Here is a 26629-nt window from a genome sequence, read left to right on the forward strand (position 1 = left end):
TTCACGATAGGGGACCCAGAATTTGGGTCCCCTATCGTCGTTTTTGCACCTATATCTATGCGTGTTCGGGCCCGATCGCCGACACGTGATTGAATTCAGAGGTTCGACAACCTCTGGCGGAACCTAGAAAGGGGCCACCGTGTCGGAACAGAACGACGGCCGGAAGTCTTTCCGGCAGGGCGGTCCCGACCGCGATCGAGGCAGCGCCTCTCGCGGCTCCTCCGACCGAGGTGATTCCGGCGAACGGCGCGGCTTCAAACGCAGCAGCGACTCGACCCGGAGTGGTTCGAGCGACCGCGGCGACTTCAACCGCCGCAACGATTCCAACGATCGCAGCTCCGATGACCGCGGTGGTTTCAAGCGCAGCGGTTCCGGGGATCGTGGCGACTCCGCTGGCCGTGGTGGCTACAACCGCGGTGCTGATGATCGTGGTGGGTTCAACCGCGGCGGCGGTCGCGGCGACTCCGATCAGCGCGGTGCTTCCGGCGAGCGTGGCGGTTTCAGCCGTGGCGGCTCGGGTGAGCGTAGTGGTTTCAAGCGCTCCGGTGATTCTGCTGACCGTGGTGGATTCAACCGTGGCGGCTCCGGCGAACGCGGCGGATTCAACCGCGGTGCCGATTCGAGTAGACGCGGTGACGCAGGCGAGCGTGGTGGTCGAGGTGGCTCCAGCGAGCGCGGTCGCTTCGATCGGGGTGATTCCGGCGAGCGTGGGTTCACCCGTGGTGGTGAATCCGGCGAGCGTCGTGGCTTCAAACGCGGCGGCGATTCCGGCCATCGCGGTGATTCCGGCGATCGAAGTGGCTTCGGCCGCAGCGGTTCTGGGGACCGTGGCGGTTCCAGCCGTGGTTCCGGCGAGCGTGGCGGTTCGGGTGAGCGTGGTGGTTTCAGCCGTGGCGGTTCGAGTGATCGCGGCGGTTTCGACCGTGGTGCTTCTGGTGAGCGCGGTGGTTTCAAGCGCGGTGGCGACTCGACTCAGCGCGGCGAAGCGACCGAAGGCGGCGGGTTCAAGCGCCGTGACCAGGCCGGTCAGCGTGGCGGTTTGAGCCGTGGCGGTGACTCCGGTGGGCGGGGCGATTCCGGCCAGCGCGGCGGCTGGACCCGGGGTGACGACGCACAGGATCGCCGTCGTGGTGGCGAAGGCGCACGTGCCGGGGCCGGTTCGGCTGAGCGACGCGCACCGCGTCCGGAAGAGCCGGATCTGCCCGATGACGTCCAGGCCACCGACCTCGAAACCGAGGTGCGTCGCGACCTATTGAGCCTGGACAAGGGCAACGCGGAAACTGTGGCGCGGCATCTTGTGATGGCGGCCCGACTCATCGACGACGACCCGCGTCTTGCCCTGGCACACGCACGGGCGGCGCGTCAGCGCGCTGGTCGCATTGCTGTAGTCCGCGAAACTGCGGGCGTCACCGCTTACCACGCGGGCGAATGGGCCGAAGCCCTTTCCGAATTGCGTACGGCCCGCCGGATGTCCGGCGGTTCCGGCCTGCTCGCTGTCATGGCGGATTGCGAACGCGGCCTCGGCCGCCCCGAACGCGCCATCGAACTTGGTCGTAGCGACGAGGCCCGCGCCCTGCGTGGTGACGAGGCCACCGAACTTCGCATCGTGGTCGCCGGTGCCCGCATGGACCTCGGCCAATACGATCAGGCTGTAGTTACTCTGCAAACCTCGGAACTCGATCCCTCCCGGACCGGCTCCGCTGCCGCCCGCCTCTTCTACGCCTACGCCGACGCGCTGGTCGCCGCAGGCCGCACCGCCGAGGGCCTCACCTGGTTCCTCAATGCCGCCTCCGCCGACCTCGACGGCGAAACCGACGCCGAGGAACGCGCCGAAGAACTGACCGGCGACACCGACCTGTAGCCCCCGGCTGCCGGGGGCCTGGTCACCCACGAGTCCTGCGCCGAGTCACACACGAGTCCGTCGACTGCGGTCACACATGAACGCGCGGCTGTGCACTATCGACATAAGACGCGACGAGCGAGCGTGCGGGGCTGTGCTGGCACAGACGGTGCGTGGCCGCGGCGGTAGCTGACCATGGCGAAGGTGTTGCTGCCAAAAGTGACGCACGGGTCGTCCGCGATACGCGCGCCTGTGAGCGCGTCGAGCAGCTAGTGCCGTATCCAGATAGCTTCTGCCGTATTGGTCCCGGGCTTCCGTCGAACGTAGTCGGATGGTCGTCACCCATGCCGAATTCGACCGCAAATATCACTACGATCGGCGAGCTGCCGGAGGCGATAGAGTGGCGTTGGAATCCCGGTGGTGGGACTGGCGGTTCGAATCTGGTCGGCAAACACGCATCGTGTTGGGCGATGATCGTGGCAGTGAACGTCGCTGGCAAGGGGCGGTTTCGCGGAACATGCTGCCAATTCGGGTGTGCCCTCGGAATGGGTTGGCGGCATACGGACGGTCGACGCCGTCAATTTCCTGTCGGCGGGCTGGCGTAGGGTTCGGGAAGTGTCGGTCGGTTACGTGGAGTGAGTGGTGTGAAGCGGCTACGAGAGCGGTATGAAGCCCTGCTGCTGGATCTGGACGGCACGCTGTATCGCGGGCCCGAGGTGATCGAGGGCGCGCCGGAGGCGTTGGCGGATTCCGTTGTGGCACAGCGGCTTGTGTATGTCACGAATAATGCGAGTCGTGGTCCTGATGTGGTTGCGCGGCATTTGGCCGAGCTCGGATTCGCGGCGGAAGCCGATGATGTCGTGACCAGTGCGCAGGCGGCGGCACGGTTGTTGGCGCAGCGGCTCGATTCCGGGGCCACGGTATTGATCGTTGGCACCGATGACCTGGCCAAGGAGGTCGAAGCGGTCGGGCTGCGTTCGATCCGGCGCTTCAACGGCGCCGCGCCCGATGCTGTCGTACAAGGACATTCACCCGAAACTGCGTGGCCGGATCTGGCCGAGGCGGCCTACGCGCTGAGCGCCGACGCATTCTGGGTCGCCGCCAATACCGATAAAACGCTGCCGAACGAGCGTGGTCTCGCGCCCGGCAACGGCGCCATGGTCGCCGCCCTGCGTGCCGCCTCCGGCAGGGAGCCGGTGGTAGCGGGCAAACCCTATGCGCCATTACTCGAGGACGCCCTCCTGCGCGCCGGAACACGCAGTGCGCTGGTGGTAGGCGACCGTCTGGACACCGATATCGAGGGCGCCAACCGCGTTGGCCTCGAATCGCTGCTGGTCCTGACCGGCGTGAGCACTCTCGACGAACTGCGCGACGCCCCCGCGGACCTGATCCCGACCTATGTCTCGCAGTCATTGGACGCACTGAATCACCCGCCGGTCGAGGACGAGGCGACCGACCTCGCCGACGACTTGGCCGCACGCTTACGCAGCAACCCGGGACGAGCCGTAAGGGTGCGGGCGTCCGGTTCGGAAATCCGATAGCGTTGACCCCACGATGACTACTCCGACGCCACGCCCCAACGGACCCGGCTCGAACGGACCGCGCCCCGGGCCACCGCTGCCCGGCCAGCATCTGCCGGGTGCACAGGGACGCCCGGAGCCTGCCGATCCGACGCGGATCCGGGCCGAGATCGACAGTCTGCTCGCCGAACTCGACGCCCGTCCGGCCTGGACCGGCCTGGCGGCGCCCCCGCCGACGGATTCCGATTCCGGCGCCGATATCACCCGGCGCGCCCGCATCCTGGAGCAGGCACATGAGGTGCTCGTACAGGCCCTGGCCACGGTGGACAAGATCTGAGGTGGCCAGGCGCGCGCGGGTGGACGCCGAATTGGTTCGCCGCGGATTGGCGCGATCGCGTGAACACGCGGTCGAGCTGATCGGTGCGGGCCGTGTCCTGATTGCTGGAACGGTTGCCGTGAAGGCGGCGACCGCCGTGGAGGCGGGCACGCCTTTGGTCGTGCGCGCGGAGCCCGATGAGGTGTCGTGGGCGTCGCGTGGTGCGCACAAGCTGCTCGGCGCGCTCGAGGCGTTCGAACCCGAGGGTTTGACTATCGCGGGGAAACGCTGCCTGGATGCCGGTGCCTCGACCGGCGGCTTCACCGATGTACTGCTTTCCAAGCAGGCGCGTGAGGTCGTCGCCGTCGATGTCGGCTACGGCCAGCTGATCTGGCGGCTGCAGAACGATGACCGGGTGCGGGTTTTCGATCGGACCAATGTCCGCGCCATAACCCCCGAATCCATCGGCGGCACCGTCGAACTCGTCGTCGGCGATCTGTCGTTCATCTCGCTGAATCTGGTGCTGCCCGCCCTCGCGGCCTGCTCCGCGCCGGGGGCGGACCTGTTGCCCATGGTCAAACCTCAGTTCGAGGTGGGCAAGGAGCGGGTAGGCTCCGGCGGAGTGGTGCGGGATCCCGCATTGCGTGCGGAAGTGGTGCGCGATGTCGCGGCGGCCGCCGCCGAATTGGGCTTGCGCACCCTCGGGGTGGCGGCCAGTCCGCTGCCCGGCCCATCGGGCAATGTCGAATACTTTGTGTGGCTGCGCAACGACGGGCAGTTCGAGTACGACGGCGAGCAGGTCGCGGCCCTCGTCACACGTGCGGTTGAGGAGGGTCCACAGTGAACGCGCTGACACCGGCCGCATCCAGAGAGATTCTGCTGGTTTCGCATCCGGGCCGGGCGGAGATCATCGAAACCGCCCATCGCGTCGCGAAGATTTTCGCGGATGCGGGTATCGGGCTGCGTGTGCTCGCGGACGAGGCGGACAGCACCCGATTCGACTGTGAGCCCGACACCGCGGGCAGGACGGCCGTCGCGGAACCGGGCGGATATCCGGCGCGCGTGGTCGAGCACTGCCCGGACGCGGCGGTCGGCTGCGAGATGGTGCTCTCGCTCGGCGGTGACGGCACCTTCCTGCGCGCGGCCGAATTGGCCAGGCCAGCGGGGGTCCCGGTGCTCGGAATCAACCTGGGTCGTATCGGTTTTCTGACCGAGGCCGAGGCCGAACATCTCGATGAGGCATTGGCGAGCGTCGTCCGCGGCGACTACCGCCTCGAGCATCGGATGACCATCGATGTGAACGTTCGGGTGGATGACGAGATAGTCGAAACCGGCTGGGCGCTCAACGAAGCCAGCATCGAGAACGCCTCGCGCATGGGCGTGCTCGAGGTGGTCCTGGAGGTCGACGGGCGGCCGGTTTCGCAATTCGGTTGCGACGGCATCCTCATCTCCACACCGACCGGATCGACCGCCTACGCGTTCTCCGCGGGCGGCCCGGTGGTGTGGCCGGAACTCGAAGCGCTGCTGGTGATTCCGAGCAATGCGCACGCCCTGTTCGCCCGGCCGCTGGTGGCCAGTCCGGAGTCCAGGATCGCGGTCGAATCCGTTGCGGCGGGCCATGATGCGATAGTTTTCCTGGATGGCAGGCGCACCCTGGCATTGCCGAAGGGCGGGCGGCTCGAGGCGGTCCGCGGTGCCGAACCGGTGCGATGGGTGCGGTTGGATTCCGCACCGTTCGCCGATCGGATGGTGCGCAAATTCCAATTGCCCGTGACAGGCTGGCGTGGCCGACGGCGAACGGAGAGCATACGTGCTGACAGAGATCAGGATTGACGGACTTGGCGTCATATCCACGGCCACCGCGCAATTCCATGAGGGTCTGACGGTTCTCACCGGTGAGACCGGTGCCGGTAAGACCATGGTGGTGACCAGCCTGCACCTGCTCAGCGGCGCGCGGGCCGATGCGGGACGCGTCCGGTTGGGTGCGGACCGTGCCGTGGTCGAGGGGCGGTTCACTGTCGATGAGGTGAATACGACCGCGCAGAAACAAGTGCAGGAAGTCCTGGAATCGGCTGCGGCCGAACGCGATGACGACGGCAGCATCATCGCGGTCCGCACCGTCGGCAGTGACGGACGCTCCCGCGCGCACCTCGGTGGTCGCGGTGTGCCCGCGTCCGTCCTGGCCGATTTCACCGCGCCGTTGCTCACCGTGCACGGTCAGAACGATCAGCTGCGGCTGCAGCGTCCGGATCAGCAGCTGTCCGCGCTGGATCAGTTCGCCGCCGATGCGGTCGGCTCGCTGCTGCGTAAGTACCAGGCGCAGCGGCGATCCTGGCTCGATGCCCGCAATGAGCTGCTCGAACGGACCGCGCGCAGTAGGGAACTCGCGCTGGAGGCCGACCGGCTCAAGCATTCGCTGTCCGAAATCGATGCCATCGCACCCGAACCCGGCGAGGATGTGCGCATCGTCGACGAGGTACGCAGGCTCAGCGATCTGGATTCGCTGCGTGAGGCCGCGGCGGTCGCGCACGATGCCTTGGCCGGTCCCGCCGATTCGCCCGAAGACAGTTCGGGCGCATTGGAATTGCTCGGCGCCGCACGCGCCCGCATCGAATCGGCCCACGATCCGGCATTGACCGCGCTCGGGCCGCGGCTCGGTGAGGCCATCGCGGTGGTCGTCGATCTCACCACCGAGCTCAGCGGCTATCTCTCGGATCTGCCTTCGGATCCGGGCGCTTTGGATTCGCTGCTCACTCGGCAGGCCGAATTGAAATCGCTGACCCGCAAGTACGCGCCGGATATCGACGGGGTTATCGCGTGGGCGGATGAGGCGCGCACACGTCTCGGCTCGCTCGATGTCTCCGAAGAGGCGTTGGCCGCGCTGGCGGCGGAGGTGGATCTCGCCGCGGAACGTGTTCGTGAGGCGGCCCGCAAATTGACTGCGGCGCGGACCAAATCGGCGGGCAAGCTGGCGTCGGCGGTGAGCGCCGAACTCGGTGGGCTGGCCATGGGTAAGGCGAAGCTCGAGGTCGTGGTGCGGCCGGTGCCCGCGAGTCCGCAGGATTCCGCGCCGCTGACGGTGGACGGGCAGGAATTGCATGCGGGTTCGGCCGGTGTCGACGAAGTGGAATTCCGGCTGTCCGCGCACTCCGGCGCGCAGTCATTGCCATTGAGCAAGAGCGCATCCGGTGGTGAGCTGTCGCGGGTGATGCTGGCGCTCGAAGTGGTGCTCGCCAGTTCGGATCACGGCGCGACCATGGTGTTCGACGAGGTCGACGCAGGTGTCGGCGGCCGGGCGGCGGTCGAGATCGGCCGTCGGCTGGCCCGGCTCGCGCGCACCCATCAGGTGATCGTGGTGACTCATCTGCCGCAGGTCGCGGCATTCGCCGACACCCATCTGGTGGTGGACAAGTCCGATGACGGTAAGGGCAAGGTCAACAGCGGCGTTCGGGCATTGACCAAGGATGAGCGCGTTATCGAATTGGCCCGGATGCTGGCCGGTCTCGATGACACCGAAACCGGCCGAGCCCATGCCGAGGAACTGCTCGAAACCGCCCGCGCCGAACGCGCCCTCGCCTGAAAGGGTTCAGCGCAGGGCTTTTTGGGCGCCCTTGATGAACTGGTTGATGAGGTTCTTCAGGCCGAATTCCAGCACCTTCGCGGGGACGGGAAGGCTGGGTTCGGACTCCATCGTGTAGGAGACCAGGGTGCCGTTGTCGGCATCGGCGAAGGTGATGGTGCCGACATGCCGCTTCACCGGGACACCCTTGATGATCTTGTATTCCATCAATTCGCCGGGAACCAGCTTGGTGGTCTCCTCGACGAAGCCGACACCGGCCTTGCCGATGAGGTACTGCGCGCCGACGCCGGTCGGGGTGGGCGAGCCGGGGGTCTTCAGGGTGAAGTCGACCGGGAGGTAGGGGTTGATGCCGTCTCGCTCGGTGAAGAACTTGTAGACGACATCGCGCGGTGCCGCGATCACGGCGTCGACGGTGCTGCTGACCATGGTGACTCCTTTTCGAGATATCTGTGACCCGCAGCATACGGGTACTGGACGACGCGCTTGCGGCGCGGCGTGGTGTTCGTGTTATCACAGTGACGAATGTGATTGGTGAGTCGGCGCGCCTCCACCAATGGTTGAGGGTTTACGGCCAAGATCGGCCGCATGAAGATGTTGGCGTTGTTGTCGAAGAACACCGAATCGCTACCCGGGCTGACCGGGGTAGCACGGGTTGACCGCAACACCAGGCGTCTGCTGAAGCGGGTCGGGCCCGGTGATGTCGTAATACTCGATGAGATGGACTTGGATCGGCTCACCGCCGATCGGCTGGTCGAGGCGGGGGTGGCCGCGGTGGTGAATACTTCGCCATCAATCTCGGGCCGCTACCCGAACCTGGGCCCGGAAGTACTGGTCGCCAACGGAATTCTGCTGCTGGACACCGTCAGTTCGGATGCCTTCCGGATCAAGGACGGCACCAAGGTCCGCATAGATGAGGGCGTCGTCTACTCCGACAGGTTGGTCAAGAAGGAGCCCGAGGTTCTGGTCACGGCCATCGAACTGACCGAATCCGATATCGCCGAGCGGATGATCGAGGCGCGCAACGGCCTCGCCGACCATCTCGAGGCCTTCGCTGGCAACACTATCGAATTCATTCGCACCGAGAGTGCGCTGCTCATCGACGGTATCGGGGTGCCGGAGCTAGGGCTGAACATGCGGAATCGACATGTGGTCGTGGTGGCCGACGGCCCGGACCACGCGGACGACCTCGCGCGACTGAAGCCGTTCATCAAGGAGTACGCCCCGATCATGGTCGGCGTGGGCCGCGGCGCGGACACCTTGATCAAGCAGGGCTATCGCGCGGATCTGATCGTCGGCGACCCGGACGAAATCACCACCGCCACCTTGAAATCCGGTGCCGAGATGATTTTGCCCGCCGATACCGACGGCCACGCCAAGGGACTGGAGCGCATCCAGGATCTCGGCATCGGCGCGACGACATTCCCGTCCTCCGGCGCACCTTCCGACTTGGCGCTGCTGCTGGCGCACCATCACGGCGCATCGCTCATCGTGACCGCCGGTGCCCCAGCTTCGCTGGACGATTTCTTCGACCGCGGCCGCCGCGAGAGCAATCCGGCGACCTTCCTCACCCGACTGAAAATCGGCACCAAACTCATGGATGCCAAGGCCGTCGCCACGCTCTATCGAAACCGGGCGTCCGGCACCGCCATCGCGATGGTCGTACTCGCCGCCTTGGTCGCGGTGATCGTGGCCATGATCGCCTCGAATATGGGGACCGAGGCACTGGATTGGGCTGCCGATACCTGGAATCGATTCGAGCTCTGGGGCCGAGGCCTAGCCGGTTCTGGAGGCAACCGATGATTTCGATTCGGCAGCACGCGGTTTCGATCGTCGCGATCTTCCTGGCCCTCGCCCTCGGCGTGGTGCTCGGGTCGCAGACAGTGGCGGCGGACCTGCTGTCCGGATTGCGCGCGGATAAAACGGATCTACGCAAACAGCTCGATGTGGCCACCGATCAGAACCGGCGCCTCGGCGAGGAAATGAATGCCGCGGACCGGTTCATCGCCGGATCGGCGGGTCGCATCCTCGGCGGCACACTGACCGACCGCAGCGTCGTGGTATTCACGACCCCCGACGCCGAACCCGCCGATGTCGAGGCCGTCGCAAAAGATCTGGAAACCTCGGGCGCCACCGTGACCTGCCGCATCGCGCTCACCGACGCCTTCCTCGACGCTGCCGAGGGCGACCGGATGCGCACCGCGGTCACCAATGTCATCCCCGCTGGGGCGCAGTTGCGCACGGGGCAGGTGGATCAGGGCAGTATGGCGGGCGATCTGCTCGGCCTGGTACTGCTGCTCGATCCGGCGAGCGCGCAACCGCGCAGCACCCCGCAAGAGTTGAGTCTGGTGCTGGAGACGTTGCGCGGCGGCGGTTTCCTCGCCTACGGCGACACCCCGACGCAGGCCGCGAACCTCGCCGTTGTCGTCACCGGCGATGGCGCGAAGTCCGCCGAGAACAGTCAGGGCAGCAATGTCGCTCGATTCGCTGGTGCACTACGTGGTCGTGGTGCTGGTGCGGTGCTCGCGGGCCGATCCGGCGCGGCGGACAATCCGGGACCGATCGCGCTCATTCGGTCCGACGCCGCGCTGGCCACGGCCGTCACCACCGTCGACAATCTCGACCGCGATATCGGCCGGGTCACCACTGTGCTCGGTCTGAGCGAGCAGCTCAACGGCGGTGCGGGTCGATACGGAACCGGCACCAAGGCGACCTCACTCACACTCGTCGCACTGCCCACGAGCTGATCCACCCGACCCGTACTGCCCCGTGCTGCGGACATGGCGGACGGGCAGATCCGATCGATGGCAGCGATTCGGTGGCTAACGTGTGTGGCGGGTGATCAGACCAGCAATTTCGTGTTACCGTGAAGACCCGTGGGTCATACACGGAATCAGGCGCGAACGGCCACGAAGCACATCTTCGTCAGCGGTGGTGTCGCCTCCTCATTGGGTAAGGGTCTTACCGCCTCCAGCCTCGGTCAGTTGCTGACCGCGCGCGGACTGCGGGTGACCATGCAGAAACTCGACCCGTACTTGAACGTCGATCCGGGCACCATGAATCCGTTCCAGCACGGAGAAGTGTTCGTCACCGAAGACGGCGCGGAGACCGATCTCGATGTCGGCCACTACGAGCGGTTCCTCGATCGCGACCTGTCCCGGGACGCGAATGTGACTACCGGGCAAATCTATTCGTCGGTGATCGCCAAGGAGCGCCGCGGCGAATACCTGGGTGACACGGTGCAGGTGATCCCGCACATCACCGATGAGATCAAGAGTCGCATACTCGCGATGCAGGGCCCGGATCTACAGGGGCAGGTGCCCGATGTGGTGATCACCGAAATCGGTGGCACCGTCGGCGATATCGAATCGCAGCCATTCCTCGAGGCCGCGCGCCAGATCCGCCATGATGTGGGCCGGGACAATGTGTTCTTCCTACATGTATCGCTGGTGCCCTACCTCGCGCCATCGGGTGAGCTCAAGACCAAGCCGACCCAGCATTCGGTGGCCGCGCTGCGCAATATCGGTATCCAGCCCGATGCGCTGATCCTGCGTTGCGATCGCGAGGTGCCGCAGGCGCTCAAGAGCAAGATCGCGCTGATGTGCGATGTCGATGTGGACGCGTGCATCTCCACGCCGGACGCACCGTCGATCTACGACATTCCCAAGGTGCTGCACCGTGAGGGGCTGGACGCCTATGTGGTGCGCAGGCTCGGGCTGCCGTTCCGGGATGTGGACTGGACCGTGTGGGGCGATCTGCTGGATCGGGTGCACCAGCCGCGGGAGACGGTCGAGGTCGCACTGGTCGGCAAGTACGTCGATCTGCCCGACGCGTATCTGTCGGTGACCGAGGCGTTGCGCGCGGGCGGATTCGCCTCTCGGGCCAAAGTGAATATCCGCTGGGTGCAGTCCGATGAGTGCGAGACCCCCGCGGGTGCGCAGGCCGCGCTGCGCGATGTGGATGCGGTGCTGATTCCTGGCGGGTTCGGTATTCGTGGCATCGAGGGCAAGGTCGGCGCCATCAAATATGCGCGGACCAGGGGGCTTCCGCTGCTCGGCCTGTGTCTGGGCCTGCAGTGTGTGGTCATCGAGGCTGCGCGGTCGGTCGGTCTGGCCGAGGCCAATTCGGCCGAATTCGAGCCGGACACACCGCATCCGGTCATATCCACCATGGCCGACCAGAAGGAGATCGTCGCCGGTGAGGCCGATCTCGGTGGCACCATGCGCCTCGGCGCGTATCCGGCGACGCTGCAGAAGGGCTCGGTGGTCGCGCAGGCCTACGGCACCGACCAGGTCTCCGAGCGGCACCGCCATCGCTACGAGGTGAACAACGCCTACCGCGACAAGATCGCCAGCAGCGGTTTGAAATTCAGCGGCACCTCTCCCGACGGGCATCTGGTCGAATTCGTCGAGCTGCCCGCCGATAAGCATCCGTTCTTCGTGGCCACCCAGGCGCATCCGGAACTCAAGAGCCGCCCGACCCGGCCGCATCCGCTGTTCGCGTCGCTGATCGCGGCGGCGCTGAAATATAAACTGGCCGAGCGGCTTCCGGTCGATATCCCGGACGAAGAGTTCGCGAACGCAGATCAGGCGTCCTAGATGAGTGATAACGGGGGAGCCCAGCCGGGCAGCCACGACTTCGAGACCGTGGCGAGCAAGACCATGTACAGCGGTGCCATCCTCGCGTTGCGGCTCGACCAAGTGGCCATGCCGGGTGGCCGTGTCGTCGAGCGCGAGGTGATCGAACATCATGCGGCGGTCGCGGTCGCGGCCATCGATGATTCCGACAATGTGGTATTGATCAGGCAGTATCGGCATCCGATCGGTCGGCGGCTGCTCGAGCTGCCCGCCGGACTGCTCGATGTGCCCGGCGAGGATCCGCTGGCGGCGGCCAAGCGCGAATTGGCCGAGGAGACCGGACTGGCCGCCGGGGAGTGGTCGGTTCTGGTGGATGTCGCGCTTTCGCCCGGATTCACCGATGAGGCGCTGCGGGTGTATGCGGCGCGGGACCTGTACGAAACCGATCGGCCGGAACCGGAATTGGAGGAGGCGGACCTGGAATTGGTCCGCATGCCGGTGGATGAGGCCGTGCGGGCCGCTTTGGCCGGTGAGATCGTCAATGCCACGGCCGTCGCCGGACTGCTCGCGCTCGCGGCCGCCAGGGCGGGCGGGGTGCGGTTGCGTCCGGCGGCCGCGCCGTGGCCGGGACAGCCCACCGCCTTCCTGCGCCGCAAAGCGCAGCGGCAGTCCGAAGACTGACGGGTCCGGGCGGTGCTCGCGCGGGAGGTGGACGCCTACCTCGATCATCTTGCGGTCGAGCGCGGCGCCGCCCGCAACACCCTCGGTGCGTACCGTCGCGATCTCGATCGATATCGGGATTTCCTGACCGGGCGCGGGATTACGGCATTGGAGCAGGTTTCCGAATCCGATGTCGCGGAGTTCACGATGGTGCTGCGAGCGGGTGGGCAGACGCACCCGCCGCTGGCCGCGAGTTCGGTCGCTCGTGCGCTGATCGCGGTGCGCGGGCTGCACCGTTTTGCCGCGGCGGAGGGTGTGACGAGTACCGATGTCGCGCATGCGGTGAAACCACCGACGCCAGGACGGCGATTGCCGAAGGCGCTACCGTACGACCAGGTATTGCGGTTGCTGGAGGCGGCGGGGGGCGGCCCGATCGACGCTGCGAATGCGGCCGGAACCGATGGCGGGCCGCGCGGATTGCGTGATCGGGCGTTGCTCGAGCTGCTGTATTCCACCGGGGCGCGGATTTCGGAGATGGTCGGGCTCGATGTGGACGATCTCGATATCGAGGAACGGGCTGTCGTATTGCACGGCAAGGGCGGCAAACAGCGCATGGTTCCGATCGGCAGGCCCGCGCTGGCAGCGGTCGATGCGTACCTGGTGCGGGGTAGGCCGGTGCTCGCCGCGAACGGGAAAGGAACTGCGGGCGCGCTGTTTCTGAATGCGCGCGGTGGACGGTTGTCGCGGCAGAGTGCCTGGCAGGTTTTGCAGACTGCCGCCGAGCGGGCGGGCATCGGGGCCACGGTTTCACCGCATACGCTGCGGCATTCCTTCGCAACGCATTTGCTCGACGGAGGCGCGGATGTGCGGGTGGTCCAAGAACTTCTGGGCCACGCCTCGGTGACGACGACGCAGATCTACACCTTGGTCACGGTGAATACGCTTCGCGAGGTATGGGCCACCGCTCACCCGCGCGCTCGCTGACCGATGAATCGATTCGACATCGATGGTGGACCGGATCGGCGTCAGGTGAGTGGACGCCTGCGCAGGTAAACACGGGTGTCGCGTGTCCGAGCGTGGGTCTTGCGCTGTCAAGCGGTAGCGTCTATCGAGAGCTGGGCCGCACGAAAGCGAGGTCGGGCCCTGATCGGCCTCGCTACGCTCGGGCAGATGATGCCGGAGGCGGCGAAGGCAACGGGCAGGAACGTATAAGGAGCAGCGGATCGTGACGACAGCCGGTGCGGCAGAGCCGCCGATGAGTGCTGGGGCGCAGCCGCTTACGGGTACCCGGACGGGTCCGTACTCGGCAGCCGCGGCGGAAACGCTGTGGGGCGACGGCGCCGAACCCGTCCCCGACGATGCGACGCTCGGCCCGACCGGGCGTCCGCTGCGTGTCGTACCCGATCCACCGCCGGTCGAGCATCACGGTGATGCGCTGATCGTCGCGATGTGCAATCAGAAGGGTGGCGTCGGCAAGACCACCTCGACCATCAACCTGGGCGCCGCGCTCGCGGAGTTCGGACGGCGGGTGCTGCTGGTTGACCTGGATCCGCAGGGTGCGCTGTCGGCGGGATTGGGTGTGGCCCATCACGATCTCGATCTGACCGTGCACAACCTGCTCATCGGATCCAAGGTCACCATCGATGAGGTTCTGATGGAGACCCGCGTCGAGAATCTGGATCTGCTGCCGAGCAATATCGATCTGTCCGCAGCGGAGATCCAGCTGGTGAACGAGGTCGGCCGGGAGCAGACATTGGGTCGTGCGCTGGAATCCGTGCGTGACCGCTACGACTACATCCTCATCGACTGCCAGCCGTCGCTCGGTTTGCTCACGGTGAATGCGCTGGCCTGCTCTGATGGCGTGATCATTCCGATGGAGTGCGAGTACTTTTCGCTGCGCGGACTTGCCCTGCTCAACGACACCGTGGAGAAGGTGCGCGACCGCCTGAACCCGCGGCTGAGCCTGTACGGCATCGTGGTGACCATGTTCGATGCGCGGCTACTACATTCGCGTCAGGTGATGGCGCGCGTCGTCGAAGTCTTCGGCGACTTGGTGTACGACACGGCGATCGCACGCACCGTGCGCTTTCCCGACGCCAGTGTCGCGGGTGAACCCATCACCACGTGGGCGCCGAAATCCAGTGGGGCCGAAGCATATCGGGCGATGGCGCGGGAAGTCATCCACCGGTCCGGCCGGTGATCGGCGGTACGGAACCGGCGCCATCGACGAACACGGATACGCTCGGCTCGGGGTCTGATGAGTTCGTCGATCGGGACTCCGACGCCGGGCGTGCCGCGTCGGCCGCGGACGATCCGCCCGGTAGACCTGGCGGCGCCGGCGAGCCGACGGCGCAGACAACCGGGTTCCAGCTGCGGCTGAGCAACTTCCAGGGGCCGTTCGATCTGCTGCTGAATCTGATCAGTTCGCGCAAACTCGATGTCACCGAGGTCGCGCTGCATCAGGTGACCGACGAATTCATCGCCTACACAAAGGTTTTGACCGCCAGCATCGGGCAGCAGGGGTTGCGTGCGGACAAGATCCTGGATCAGACCACCGAATTCCTGGTGGTCGCGGCGACATTGCTGGATCTCAAGGCCGCGCGACTGCTGCCGTCCGGTGAGGTGACCGACGCCGAGGATCTCGAACTGCTCGAGGCGCGCGACCTGCTCTTCGCGCGGCTGCTGCAGTACCGGGCGTTCAAACAGGTCGCCGAGTTGCTCGGGGAACTGGAAGCGGTCGCGTTGCGGCGCTACCCGCGCGCGGTCGGGCTGGAGGAGCGCTACGCCGACCTGTTGCCCGAGGTTACGCTGGGAGTTGACGCACATCAGTTCGCCGCGATCGCCGCAACAGCCTTCCGGCCGCGCCCGGCGCCGCGGGTCGGACTCGACCATCTGCACCAGCACGCCTTCTCGGTTGCCGAACAGGCCGCGCTCGTGCTCGAACAGCTCAAACTGCGCGGACCGGGTGGTTGGACGACCTTCGGTGAACTGGTCGCCGACTGCGATGTGCCGATCCAGATCGTCGCCCGCTTCCTGGCACTGCTCGAGCTGTACCGGGGCAAAACGATCGAGTTCGACCAGCCCGACCCGCTCGGCCCGCTCTCGATCAGCTGGACCGGCGACCCCAAGAACGAGACCGCCGACATCGTGACCATCGAGGAGGACTACGGGTGAGTGAGCGCACCGACGATGCGACACCCGTCGAGCACAACGGCATCACCGCGGTCGTGAACGAGCAGGTCGATGGTGGAGACGGTGCACTGATCGGGCATAGCGACGATGCAGGCGCGGCGGAATCGGGCGACGAGGCGTCCTCGAGTGATGAGCGCATCGAAGATCTCGGGCAGGCGGGCGTGCCAGGTTCCGACGACAGTGCGACGTTGAGTTCGAGTGGCGATGTCACGGCGGGGGCGAACGTGGCGGAATCGGGCGACGAGTCGGCGTCGAGCGGGCGCGATGAGGTCATCGATGACGCTGCGGATGCGAGCGCGCTCAGTTCTGCGGGAAGTGCGGTGGATTCGAGTGGCGACGCTGCGAGGGATGCGGCGGTCTCGAGCGCACCCGGGGCGGACGCTCGGAGCACTCGGATTGTCGACGCGGATTCCTCGGGCGCGGTCGAGTCGAGCATCAGCGCGCAGGTAGTGCCGGGAATTGGGGATGGGGACGGTATCGCTGGAGGATCGAGCGAGATGCCACTTGGGGGCGGTGGGGGCGAGGAGCCCGCAGCTTCGGCAGGTGCGGCGAAGACGGCAGCGGGGAAGACCGCACGTGCGGGCAAGACCAAGAAAGATGCCGATGCGGGTTCCGATGACGAAGTGGCGGAGTTCACGCCCGAACCGCTGGATGACGATGAATTCCGGTCGGCGTTGGAGGCGATGCTGCTCATTGTGGATGCTCCGGCGCCGGTAGAACTGCTGGCCGACGCGTTGCAGGACAAACCGGTGCGGGTGGAGCGGGCGCTGCACGAAATGGCCGCGGAACTGTCCGCGCGGGCCAGTGGCATCGATCTGCGTTTCGTGGGTGACGGGTGGCGCTTCTATACTCGCAGCGAGTACGCGCCGTATGTGGAACGGATGCTGCTCGACGGCGCTCGGTCGAAATTGACCAGGGCCGCTTTGGAAACATTGGCGGTGGTGGCATACCGCCAACCGGTGACCCGGACCAGGGTCAGCGCGGTGCGCGGCGTGAACGTCGACGGCGTGATGCGAACCTTGCTGGCTCGCGGATTGATCGCCGAGGCCGGGGTCGACCCGGAAACGAACGGCACGCAGTACTGCACCACCGAACTGTTCCTGGAGCGGATCGGACTCGCATCGCTGTCCGACCTGCCGCCACTGGCGCCCCTACTGCCGGGCGTCGACCTGATCGACGAGATCAACGAGAGCCTGGACACGGACCCCCGTTACACCAGGCTGAAGAAATCCGCCGAGACCAATTTGGATCTCGGTACCGAAGAAGACTGACAGGACAACATGAATACGCCCGCTCGCCGAGATGGCACACCGGATCGTAGGACCAGAAGCGACCAGCCCCCCAGGGGCGGCGCAGGCCGAAACGCACGCGATATGCGTTCGGCGCAACGGGGAGGCACGCAGCGCGGGGCCACATGGGGCGGTTCCGAGCGCGGCTCCTCGCAAGGGGGATATCGGGGGAGTTCAGAAGGCGGCGATCGGGGTTACCGCGGGTCGTCGCAGGGCGATCAGCGTGGCTCCTCGCGTGGTGGCTACCGCTCGCAGGGTGAAAGCGGCTATCGCGGTTCTGCCGAGCGCGGTTCCGATCGACGCGGTACCTCGCACGGTGGTGGCTACCGCTCGCCGGGCGAGGGCGGCTATCGCGGTTCTGCCGAGCGCGGTTCCGATCGACGCGGTACCACGCAAGGTGGCGGCTACCGCGGTTCGTCGCAGGACGAGAGCGGCTACCGTGGTTCTGCTGAGCGCGGTTCCGATCGACGTGGTGCCTCCCAGGGAGGCGGTTATCGCGGTTCGTCGCAGGGCGGCTCAGGCTATCGGGGCTCGCAGGGCGGTTCGGATCATGCTGGTCCGCGTGCTGGCGCACAGGGCGGTTCGGCACCGCGCACCGGCGGTTCGCGCGGCTACGCACCGGGAGGGGCTGCGCAGCAAGGCAATCCGTCGCGCCGCACAACGTCGGCCGCGATGTCAGCGCCCGTCGGGAAGAAGCCAAAGAATCCGAAGCCGCAGAAGAAGGTCATCTCTGCCCCGCTGCTGAGCAACGCCAAGCCCGCCAAGAAGCAGCACGTCGACCAGCCCGCCGAGGGCGGCCACGAGAAGTTGCCGTGGGGTGAGGGTGAGCGGCTGCAGAAGGTTCTCGCCAAGGCCGGTGTCGCCTCGCGCCGCGCCGCCGAGGAGATGATCGCACAGGGCCGGGTCGAGGTCGACGGCGCGATCGTCACCGAACAGGGCCTGCGGATCGATCCGCAGCACGCCGTGGTCCGGGTAGACGGCACCCGCGTGATGGTGCGTGAGGAACTGGTCCATATCGCGCTGAACAAGCCCAAGGGCTGGCAGTCCACCATGTCCGACGATCTGGGCCGCCCGTGTGTCGGCGATATCGTCGCCGAACGCATCGCGGCCGGTCAGCGTCTGTTCCATGTCGGCAGGCTGGACGCAGACACCGAGGGTCTGCTGCTGCTCACCAATGACGGCGACCTCGCGCACCGGCTCATGCACCCGTCGTTCCAGGTACCCAAGACCTATCTGGCGACGGTGAACGGTGAGGTTCACAAGGCGGTCGGCAAGCGCCTGCGCGACGGTGTCGAGCTCGATGACGGTCCGGCCAAGGTCGACCGGTTCCAGGTGCTCGAGCTGGGCGAGGGACGTTCGCTGGTCAAGATCGTGTTGCACGAAGGGCGCAAGCACATCGTGCGCCGACTGCTCGACGCGGTCGGCCATCCGGTTATCCGGTTGGTGCGCACCAATATCGGTCCGGTCGCATTGGGCGACCAACGGCCTGGCACGCTGCGCGTGATCGGTCGCGATGAAGTCGGCAAACTTTACGAGGCGGTGTCGTTGTGAACGGTGTGGAGATTCCCGTGGAGGTCCCTGCGATGGTTGAAGGCAGCACTCCGCTGGTCGTTGCCATGGACGGGCCTTCGGGTACCGGCAAGTCCAGCGTGTCGCGGCGCTTGGCCACGCGGCTGGATGCCAGCTATCTCGACACCGGCGCGATGTACCGGGTCGCGACGCTGCGGGTGCTGCGGGCTGGTGTCGAGTTGACCGATTCGGCGGCGATCGGCGCCGCGGTGAAGGAACTTCCGCTGACCATCGGCACCGATCCCAGCCGCGAGCTGATCCTGCTCGACGGTGAGGACGTCTCCTCCGAGATTCGCGGCAATGCCGTCACCAAGGCGGTGTCCGCGGTGTCCGCCGTGGCCGAGGTGCGTGATCTGCTCGTCGCGTTGCAGCGTGAAATCGCTTCCGCCGCACAGCGAATCGTGGTCGAGGGGCGCGATATCGGCACCGTCGTGCTGCCGGATGCCGACGCCAAGATCTACCTCACCGCTTCCGCCGAGGCCCGTGCGCAACGGCGCAACCAGCAGAACATCGCCGAAGGCCGCGGCGACGACTACGAGGGTGTACTCGCCGACGTGCAGCGTCGCGACACGCTCGACTCCACTCGCACGGTGTCCCCACTGCGTCCGGCCGACGACGCGGTGCAGGTCGATACCAGCGAACTGAACATGGACGAGGTCATCGACGAGCTGTATCGCGTTGTGGTGCGGCAGGTTTCGATCGGCCGGACAGGTAGGACACAGTGAGTGAAGACGTTCTCGCGGGGGACGGCGTCTGGAGTGACGAATCCGATTGGGAAATAACCGAACTCGAGGGTGAGTTCGGCGAGGATGAACACCTCGCGATGCCGACGGTCGCGGTTGTCGGCCGCCCGAATGTCGGCAAATCGACCCTGGTAAACCGGATCCTGGGTCGTCGTGAAGCCGTCGTCGAGGATATTCCGGGCGTGACTCGCGACCGCATTTCCTATGAGGCGAACTGGGCGGGTCGCCGCTTCCTGGTGCAGGACACCGGTGGTTGGGAGCCCGACGCCAAGGGCCTGCAGCAGTCGGTCGCCCGCCAGGCCGAACTGGCCATGGAGACCGCCGACGCGATCCTGCTCGTGGTCGACGCCGTGGTCGGTGCGACGGCCACCGACGAGGCCGCGGTGAAGAAGCTGCGCCGCTCCAAGATTCCGGTGATCTTGGTCGCCAATAAGGTCGACGACGAACGCGTCGAGTCCGAGGCCGCCGCGCTGTGGTCGCTCGGTCTCGGTGAGCCGCGCATGGTCAGCGCCGCGCACGGCCGCGGCACCGGTGACCTGCTCGACGATGTCCTGGAAGTTCTCCCGGAGACCCCGCGTGAGGGCACCGGCGGCACCGGACCGCGCCGGGTCGCGCTGGTCGGCAAGCCCAATGTCGGCAAGTCCAGCCTGCTCAACAAGCTTTCCGGTGATGAGCGTTCAGTTGTGCACGATGTTGCGGGCACGACCGTGGATCCGGTCGATTCGCTGGTCGAATTGGGCGGCAAGATCTGGAAATTCGTCGATACCGCGGGTCTGCGTCGCAAGGTCTCCCATGCCAGCGGTATGGAGTTCTACGCGTCGCTGCGCACCAAGGCGGCGCTGGAGGCTTCCGAGGTCGCGATCATGCTGATCGATGCCTCCGAACCGATCACCGAACAGGACCTGCGGGTGATCAGCATGGTCGCCGACTCCGGTCGTGCGCTCGTGCTGGCCTTCAACAAGTGGGATCTGGTCGACGAGGATCGGCGTCTGCAGCTCGACAAGGAAGTCGACCGGGATATGGTCCGGGTGCCGTGGGCACAGCGCGTCAATATCTCCGCGCAGACCGGTCGCGCCGTCCAAAAGCTCGTTCCCGCAATGGAAACCGCGCTGGAATCGTGGGATAAGCGCATCCCTACCGGTCGGCTGAACAACTGGCTCAAGGAAGTCATCGCGGCGACGCCGCCGCCGATGCGCGGTGGCCGGTTGCCGCGTGTGCTGTTCGCGACGCAGGCCACCACGCGGCCGCCGACCTTCGTGCTCTTCACGACGGGGTTCTTGGAGGCGGGCTATCGCCGGTTCCTGGAGCGTCGTCTGCGTGAGGAGTTCGGTTTCGACGGTTCACCGGTTCGTATTTCGGTTCGCGTGCGCGAAAAGCGGGAACGCAAGAAGTAAGCCGTTGGAACGGGCGTCGTTGCCTTGCAACGGCGTCCGTTCGCGGATGCGTCACCAGCGGAAGTCGGCCAGGTGGTCGGATACCCCTGGGCCAGGGAACGCGCTGGGCGACCGGTGATATCGGCGACGGTCGAGGTGATTTCGGGTCGGGGCGCGGCCATCATCTCGGTGTAGCCGTCGAGGAGGACGTCGACGAAGGCGGCGTCGTCGAGTAGGCGCTGTCTGGACTGGTCGCGGATGAGTTCGGCCCAGCGCAGCGGACGCCCGAGTACTGCCGCGATCCTCGAGACCTCGGTCGCTACCTCACCGAACTTCCCGGTATCGCCACGCTCGAAATCGCTCCCATCATCCGTACCGTCAAACGCGCAGTGGCGCTACTCCGCTGACGTGTGCTGCGTCACGATGCCGAGCCATCGCATCCGGCGTAAGTTCGTTAATTAGCGAAATACCGAAGGAGGTGGATGTGCTCGACGAGTGCAAAGCATTGGCCAATGAGACCCGCTTGCGCATCCTCGCGTGGCTCAAGGACCCGGACGCGAACTTCCCGGTGCGCGGCGACGACACCGCCGAGTTGGGGGTGTGCGTCGGCCTCATCCAGCAGAAGGCGGGGACCTCGGCTTCCACCATATCGGCGCATCTCGCGATCCTGCAGCGCGCCGGATTCCTCAGCGCCACCCGACGCGGCCAGTGGACCTACTACCGCCGCGACGAAGCCCGCATCCGGGCCTTCACCGAAGAACTGCACCGCGTTCTCTGAGCTACGAAGGAAGTCTTATGCCCACCGCACTGTCGATCCTCGACCTGGCGTCGGTCGCACCCGGCCGCACTGCACGCGACAGCTTCGAAAACAGCGTCGCGCTGGCCAGGACCGCCGAGCGCAGCGGTTACCGACGCGTCTGGTACGCCGAACACCACAACATGCGCTCGATCGCGTCCAGTGCCACCAGCGTGCTCATCGGTCACGTGGCCGCGCACACCGAGACCATTCGACTGGGCGCGGGCGGCATCATGCTCCCCAACCACTCGCCGCTGGTGATCGCGGAGCAGTTCGGCACGCTGGAGACGCTGTTCCCCGGGCGGATCGACCTCGGACTCGGCCGCGCGCCGGGCAGTGACCAGAAGACCATGTTCGCGCTGCGCCGCAATCCTTCCTCGGCGGACACCTTTCCGCAGGATGTGCTGGAGCTGCAGGGCTATCTGTCGGGCAACTCGCGGGTGCCCGGTGTGCAGGCTGTGCCGCGCGCGGAAGGCATTGTGCCGCTTTACATTCTGGGATCGTCACTCTTCGGAGCGCAGCTCGCCGCCCAGCTCGGCCTGCCGTATGCCTTCGCATCCCATTTCGCACCGGACGCACTGCACCAAGCGGTCGCCGTCTACCGGGACAGCTTCCGGCCGTCGGAGCAGCTGGCCGAGCCGTATGTGATGGCCGGTGTCAATGTGTTCGCGGCCGAGGACCACGATGCGGCGGTGACGCAGAAGACGATCTCCTACCGTGCTCGCGCCCGGGCCATGATTCGGCGTGGTGCGGCGGGCGCGGACTTCACCGATGCGGAGATCGACGCGTTCCTGGCCTCGCCGAACGGCAGCCAACTCAGCGCGATGACCCGATACACCGCCGTCGGCACACCCGCCGAAGTCCGTTCGTACCTGGCGGATTTCGCGGATTCCATCGATGCGGACGAACTCATCGTCGCGCATCACGCCACCGAAATCGATGACCGTCTCCGGTCCGTCGAACTGATCGGTGGTCTCATCGGCGAGCCTGTCGCTCACTAACTCAATGATCCGCCGACGATCAGATTTGCGGTGATGGTGCCGTCGACTTCCTTACTGCCGTAGACGATGATCGCGGCGCCGACCGTCACATCCGACATGCTGCTGCCGGTGAGAACAAGCACCCGGGTATTGGCATTGACACGAACGTTCGTCGTGGCACCCGTAATCCCTTGCACCGCAAGTGTTTTGCCGTCATTGGCGGTCACCTTACCGATTGTCAGCCCGCGACTGACCGCGTTCGCCCGGGCGGCGGTGGCGTCGGTGGGCGCCGACCCGGCGGTCGGTGCCGAACCCATGGACGCGATGAAGAGGTACATCACCAACGAAAGCAGGACCGCGAAGCTGGTTCCGATGAGCATGCCGAGGTCGGGATAGTACTGCCCGCGCTTCGACGGGATCGTGATGGCAGTGAGTATCACCGGGTCGATGGCCAGCTCCGCGCCGCCGCTGGACTCCTTGCTCGGGAGGCCCTTGGGCTGGTTCGACCACGGCGTGGCCGGGGGACTCATAGCTTCAACGTTATTTAACCGAGTGCGAATACCTATCGCCACTGGCGGGAGCACTTCGTCGCCATTGACACGCCGAGCGGGTCGGGGTGCAGCCGAAGCGGCGGGACCTGGCATTATCCGTGTATGGTCATTCCCAGCGTGCTGCCGGAACGCCCTACCGTCGGAACCCCGTTCGAAACCGGCTGGCCGGTCCGCCTCGCCGATACCGACCGGGACCAGCGTCTGCGCCTCGACGCCATCGCCCGTTACCTGCAGGACATCGGCTTCGAACACCTCGACGCCGTCCAGGACGGCGACATCCACCGCGGCTGGGTGGTCCGCCGCACCGTCATCGACGTCCTGAAGCCCATCGAATTCGGCGAGCACGTCACCCTGCGCCGCTGGTGCTCGGCCCTTTCCAACCGCTGGTGCAATATGCGCGTGCAGATCTGCGGCAGCAAGGGTGGTCTGATCGAAACCGAAGGATTCCTCATCCATTTCGGCACCGAATCCGGTGTTCCCGCCCGCATGAGCGACCGTTTCATGGCACCCATGCTCGCCAGCACCAGCGAACACCGCCTGCGCTGGAAAGCCGCACTCACCGACCCACTACCCACCGGCCCAGACGTCGATGAAATGCCCTTCCCCTTGCGCGTCGCCGATTTCGACTGGCTCGACCACGTCAACAACGCGGTCTACCTCAGTGCCCTGGAAGAACTCCTGGCCACCCATGCCGACCTCACCTCCGGGCCCCACCGCACCATCATCGAATACTCCAAACCGTTGACGGCAGGCGAGCAGGTCCGCATAGTCGGCCGCCGCACCGGCAGCACCCTCGACGCCTGGTTCGCCGTGGCCGACGACCCCCGCGCCGCCGCCCGCGTCACCCCACGCTGACTCCCACCCCACCCGCCACACCGATAACCAGGCGATTCGGCGTCTGACCGTCCCCTGAGGTAATCTTTCCGAGCGCCCGAACACCAGGCGCAACGGGCTGTGGCGCAGCTTGGTAGCGCACCTGACTGGGGGTCAGGTGGTCGCAGGTTCAAATCCTGTCAGCCCGACCAGGTCAGAGGCGGTTTTCCGCCTCTGATTTGGCATTTTTCAACCCTCCAGCTTGCCTAGAGGTAGGCGAGTGGGGGAGCGCAGATCAAAGAATCAAGCCTTGAGAACTCGAAGCGGTCAAGTCCGTCCTTGATAGCGGGCTGGTCTATTTGGCGGCAGAAGCACGCGGTGACCCCGCAGACAAATGGGGGGTCGACGACGTGCGGCCCAAATTCGAGACGGTTCATTTTCGAGCCGACAACCAGCCGTGCGCCCACACTATCTTCAACGGCGAGTCAGTTGATCCGGTATGCCTGCTGCGGTCGTAATCGGGGATAATGAGCGGGTATCGAGGCGTCCGACCGTGCCAAACACAGGCCAGTGCGCGTTTCGGCAGGTGAATTATGTTCACGCTGTCATTACGGTCAGTCAGCGGCCGATCGAATTGTGGACCGACGCCGTCCCGATCTGCGAGAACCATCAGACCAGTCACGCGAACCAACGAACGACCGTTTACAGTCCCTCGTCGAACGGGTACCGGTCGTGTAACGCGGATCGGTCGCCGGCAAAGTAGTTCAGGACGAGGTCGTCGGCGACTTGGACCAGCACGTCGCGACCCTCGACGGCGGATGCCCACTCCATCGGCAGCCCGGACACACCATGGGCGGCGCCGATCAGGTTGCCGGCGACCGCACCGGTGGAATCGGAGTCACCGGAATGGTTCACCGACAGCAGCAGCGCCGCGCGTACGTCGCCGGTCCGGACCGCGTGCAGAGCGCAGTACACCGCGATGGCCAGGCACTCTTCTGCGATCCACCCCGCGCCGACCTGCTCGACCTTTTCAGCGGTCGCGACGCCCTCGGACAGTTCGACAGCTCGGTTCAGTGCCGCTATGGTTTCCGCACCTGCGGGGAACGCCGCGAGCTGAGTGATGGTCTGCTGCACAGCAATCGGCAGTTCGACACCGCTGATAACACGATCGATCAATGCGGCGAACGCACCCGCGGCGAGGTATCCCGTGGGATGCCCGTGGGTCAGCTGCGCGCTGCGAGCAGCCGTGGTGAATGCGAGGTCAGCGCCGGCGCTGGCCAGTCCGAACGGCGCTGACCGCATTACTGTGCCGCAACCTTTGGAGCCTGGATTCACCGGACCGGGTTCGTCGAGCATGCCCGGGGCGAGATACCCACGTGCCTGCTGGTTCAGCCCCGACATGCATGCATTTCCTGGCGCCCGTGCCGCATACAGAAACGGCTGACTCGCCAGCCAGCCATCACTGTCTGGTGCGGGAGCAGCTTGTCTCTGGGTCTGCAGCCAGCGCAGATATGCCTTCCGCAGCGCCGGTACAGGGTCAACACCCGGAACGGACCGCAACAGACCCTCCGCGGTGAACAACGTCATCTGGGTGTCATCGGTCACCTGCTGCGGCGCACCCGCGTCGTGCTGCGGCAGAAAACCCTGCACGCCCTGGGCTCCATACCGCTGGCGAATCTGGGCCAGTTGCAAGAATTCGATGGGCCACCCGAGCGCGTCACCAATCGCCCCACCCAGCAGCGCGCCCCGGACTCGGTCGAAGACCAGTGTGTAATCACCCACGGGACACCATCATTGCGTATCCGGTCGGTGCGAATTCCACCCAGCCACCTCTGGGATCCGGCGACGGTCCTGGCTGCGCGCGTATGGTCATCAGCAGGTGCAGTGGGTCATGGAAATTCACGGACGTCGACCACATCGAAGCCGACGGACCGGGCGGCGGTTTCGAACATTTCCTGCCACTGATCAACGTCGGTGCTGTCTATCAGGGCATCGGGCATGACCTCGACGCTGATGGACCACCGGTTTTCACCGTCGCGCCACAGCTTGGCCAGCACCGAGGCATCCCCACCCGCGCCGAGCTCACGTGCACCGAACTGCACGGCATCGGGGTCATCGAGACGGCCACGGCGGCTCAGAACGAGCGTGTCACGCAGCTGTTCCAGCCGATCGTGGTCGAGACCCCCCGAAAGGCTCAGCAGCAACCGGCGTTTCGGCCTGACCGGGAGTTCCCGATCTGTCGCCGATCCCGCCTCGTCGGGGGTCGGTTCCAGTCCCAGTAGGGGAAGGGCGAGGTCGGCGTTGCCCTTGTTCTCGTTCCACGCCGTATAGGTCAACTGCGCCGGGCTAGCGAGCCCGAACGCATCCCGCAAACCGGACGCGATCATCGTCGCCAGCCTGCGATAGTCGGCCCGTGGCGCGGGCCACGCCACGTTGTACGACCAGTTCCAGCTGTCGCGCCCGGCAGGTGGCTGCCAGCCCAGATCAGCGATGTGCCGAAGGCCCGCTGCGTCTGCGCGCACCTCGGGGTCCAGCATGTCGGGGCCGGGGAGTTCGGCGCACAGCTCGGTATCGGTCTGATAGAACTGCGCGTACCGGCGCCGCCCCGAGTTCGGTACAGCTTCCCTGATGGACACAACCGCACCCGCGGGCAGCAACGCCAACTGGTCGGCCAACCTGTCGGTGAACTCGTCCCAGCCGGTCATGACCGTTCTGCCTCGGCGAGCGCTTCGCCCTCGTCGTCGAGAGCCAACTGGTCGTTGGGCACCAACTCCAGTTTCACCACGCTAGGAAAGGCTTTCAGCGCGAGAGTCTGCTGTGGTCCGGCCCACCG

Annotated in this window: 22 protein-coding genes, 1 tRNA gene and 2 pseudogenes; 21 read left to right on the forward strand and 4 right to left on the reverse strand. The window is 66.0% G+C overall.

What is annotated here, in order from left to right; genetic code table 11:
• Window positions 1-811: 811 nt before the first annotated feature.
• The 6 genes and pseudogenes from NA5_RS43415 to recN all read left to right on the forward strand — a co-directional run.
• Window positions 812-1861, forward strand: a pseudogene (locus tag NA5_RS43415) (tetratricopeptide repeat protein); the annotation flags it as partial.
• A gap of 623 nt (window positions 1862-2484) precedes the next feature.
• Window positions 2485-3381: an HAD-IIA family hydrolase gene (locus tag NA5_RS37090; protein ID WP_062993730.1), complete on the forward strand. Its 897-nt coding sequence runs from the start codon at window positions 2485-2487 to the stop codon at window positions 3379-3381.
• A 13-nt stretch (window positions 3382-3394) separates the two neighbouring features.
• A complete protein-coding gene (locus NA5_RS37095) occupies window positions 3395-3697 on the forward strand; it encodes a hypothetical protein (RefSeq protein ID WP_062993711.1) in 303 nt (100 codons plus the stop codon).
• 1 nt (window position 3698) lies between these two features.
• On the forward strand, window positions 3699-4520 hold the full coding sequence (locus tag NA5_RS37100) for a TlyA family RNA methyltransferase (protein WP_062993712.1): 822 nt from the start codon (window positions 3699-3701) through the stop codon (window positions 4518-4520).
• A complete protein-coding gene (locus NA5_RS37105; RefSeq protein ID WP_062993731.1) occupies window positions 4517-5509 on the forward strand; it encodes an NAD kinase in 993 nt (330 codons plus the stop codon). The genes NA5_RS37100 and NA5_RS37105 overlap by 4 nt, the downstream gene beginning before the upstream one ends.
• Window positions 5487-7256, forward strand: a complete 1770-nt coding sequence (gene recN / locus NA5_RS37110) for a DNA repair protein RecN (RefSeq protein WP_062993713.1) — start codon at window positions 5487-5489, stop codon at window positions 7254-7256. Before NA5_RS37105 ends, recN begins: the two co-directional genes overlap by 23 nt.
• A gap of 6 nt (window positions 7257-7262) precedes the next feature.
• Here the strand turns inward: recN and NA5_RS37115 are convergent, their stop codons facing one another.
• Window positions 7263-7682 carry an SRPBCC family protein gene (locus NA5_RS37115; RefSeq protein WP_062993714.1) on the reverse strand — a complete coding sequence of 140 codons (420 nt, stop codon included), beginning with the start codon at window positions 7680-7682 and terminating at the stop codon, window positions 7263-7265.
• A 159-nt stretch (window positions 7683-7841) separates the two neighbouring features.
• Between NA5_RS37115 and steA the strand changes: the two genes are divergently transcribed.
• From steA to NA5_RS37185, 13 genes and pseudogenes are all read left to right on the forward strand, one after another.
• Complete coding sequence (steA, locus tag NA5_RS37120) at window positions 7842-9056, forward strand: putative cytokinetic ring protein SteA (RefSeq protein ID WP_062993715.1); 1215 nt, start codon at window positions 7842-7844, stop codon at window positions 9054-9056.
• The gene (locus NA5_RS37125; protein ID WP_062993716.1) at window positions 9053-10000 is read left to right on the forward strand and encodes a copper transporter; all 948 of its coding nucleotides are present in this window, start codon (window positions 9053-9055) and stop codon (window positions 9998-10000) included. Before steA ends, NA5_RS37125 begins: the two co-directional genes overlap by 4 nt.
• A gap of 129 nt (window positions 10001-10129) precedes the next feature.
• The gene (pyrG, locus tag NA5_RS37130) at window positions 10130-11851 is read left to right on the forward strand and encodes a CTP synthase (protein WP_062993717.1); all 1722 of its coding nucleotides are present in this window, start codon (window positions 10130-10132) and stop codon (window positions 11849-11851) included.
• Entirely contained in the window at window positions 11852-12511 is a 660-nt protein-coding gene (locus NA5_RS37135; protein WP_062993718.1) for an NUDIX domain-containing protein, read from the forward strand.
• Window positions 12512-12523: 12 nt separating this feature from the next.
• Complete coding sequence (gene xerD, locus NA5_RS37140) at window positions 12524-13474, forward strand: site-specific tyrosine recombinase XerD (RefSeq protein WP_062993719.1); 951 nt, start codon at window positions 12524-12526, stop codon at window positions 13472-13474.
• 271 nt (window positions 13475-13745) lie between these two features.
• The gene (locus tag NA5_RS37145; RefSeq protein ID WP_062993720.1) at window positions 13746-14690 is read left to right on the forward strand and encodes a ParA family protein; all 945 of its coding nucleotides are present in this window, start codon (window positions 13746-13748) and stop codon (window positions 14688-14690) included.
• Window positions 14691-14860: 170 nt separating this feature from the next.
• The gene (locus NA5_RS37150) at window positions 14861-15664 is read left to right on the forward strand and encodes a segregation and condensation protein A (protein ID WP_062993732.1); all 804 of its coding nucleotides are present in this window, start codon (window positions 14861-14863) and stop codon (window positions 15662-15664) included.
• A 515-nt stretch (window positions 15665-16179) separates the two neighbouring features.
• Window positions 16180-16953, forward strand: a complete 774-nt coding sequence (gene scpB, locus NA5_RS37155; RefSeq protein WP_084484707.1) for an SMC-Scp complex subunit ScpB — start codon at window positions 16180-16182, stop codon at window positions 16951-16953.
• Window positions 16954-17619: 666 nt separating this feature from the next.
• Window positions 17620-18522 (forward strand): annotated as a pseudogene (locus tag NA5_RS42720) (pseudouridine synthase); the annotation flags it as partial.
• 32 nt (window positions 18523-18554) lie between these two features.
• Entirely contained in the window at window positions 18555-19265 is a 711-nt protein-coding gene (gene cmk / locus NA5_RS37170; RefSeq protein WP_062993735.1) for a (d)CMP kinase, read from the forward strand.
• On the forward strand, window positions 19262-20677 hold the full coding sequence (gene der, locus NA5_RS37175) for a ribosome biogenesis GTPase Der (protein ID WP_062993722.1): 1416 nt from the start codon (window positions 19262-19264) through the stop codon (window positions 20675-20677). The genes cmk and der overlap by 4 nt, the downstream gene beginning before the upstream one ends.
• Before the next feature lie 457 nt (window positions 20678-21134).
• On the forward strand, window positions 21135-21434 hold the full coding sequence (locus tag NA5_RS37180; RefSeq protein ID WP_062993723.1) for an ArsR/SmtB family transcription factor: 300 nt from the start codon (window positions 21135-21137) through the stop codon (window positions 21432-21434).
• Between the two features lie 17 nt (window positions 21435-21451).
• Window positions 21452-22453, forward strand: a complete 1002-nt coding sequence (locus NA5_RS37185) for an LLM class flavin-dependent oxidoreductase (protein ID WP_062993724.1) — start codon at window positions 21452-21454, stop codon at window positions 22451-22453.
• On the opposite strand, the gene NA5_RS37190 is transcribed toward NA5_RS37185, so the two are convergent.
• A complete protein-coding gene (locus NA5_RS37190; protein WP_062993725.1) occupies window positions 22450-22962 on the reverse strand; it encodes a hypothetical protein in 513 nt (170 codons plus the stop codon). The two genes, NA5_RS37185 and NA5_RS37190, sit on opposite strands and share 4 nt — an antisense overlap.
• A 123-nt stretch (window positions 22963-23085) precedes the next feature.
• On the opposite strand from NA5_RS37190, the gene NA5_RS37195 reads away from it, so the two are divergent.
• Both NA5_RS37195 and NA5_RS37200 read left to right on the forward strand, forming a co-directional pair.
• Complete coding sequence (locus NA5_RS37195; RefSeq protein ID WP_062993726.1) at window positions 23086-23838, forward strand: acyl-[acyl-carrier-protein] thioesterase; 753 nt, start codon at window positions 23086-23088, stop codon at window positions 23836-23838.
• Window positions 23839-23931: 93 nt separating this feature from the next.
• Window positions 23932-24008, forward strand: a tRNA-Pro gene (locus tag NA5_RS37200).
• A gap of 490 nt (window positions 24009-24498) precedes the next feature.
• Here the strand turns inward: NA5_RS37200 and NA5_RS37205 are convergent.
• Entirely contained in the window at window positions 24499-25578 is a 1080-nt protein-coding gene (locus NA5_RS37205) for an ADP-ribosylglycohydrolase family protein (protein ID WP_062993727.1), read from the reverse strand.
• 107 nt (window positions 25579-25685) lie between these two features.
• A complete protein-coding gene (locus NA5_RS37210) occupies window positions 25686-26501 on the reverse strand; it encodes a TY-Chap domain-containing protein (protein WP_062993728.1) in 816 nt (271 codons plus the stop codon).
• Window positions 26502-26629: the final 128 nt, after the last annotated feature.

The organism is Nocardia anaemiae NBRC 100462 (genome assembly GCF_001612725.1).
Classification (GTDB): domain Bacteria; phylum Actinomycetota; class Actinomycetes; order Mycobacteriales; family Mycobacteriaceae; genus Nocardia; species Nocardia anaemiae.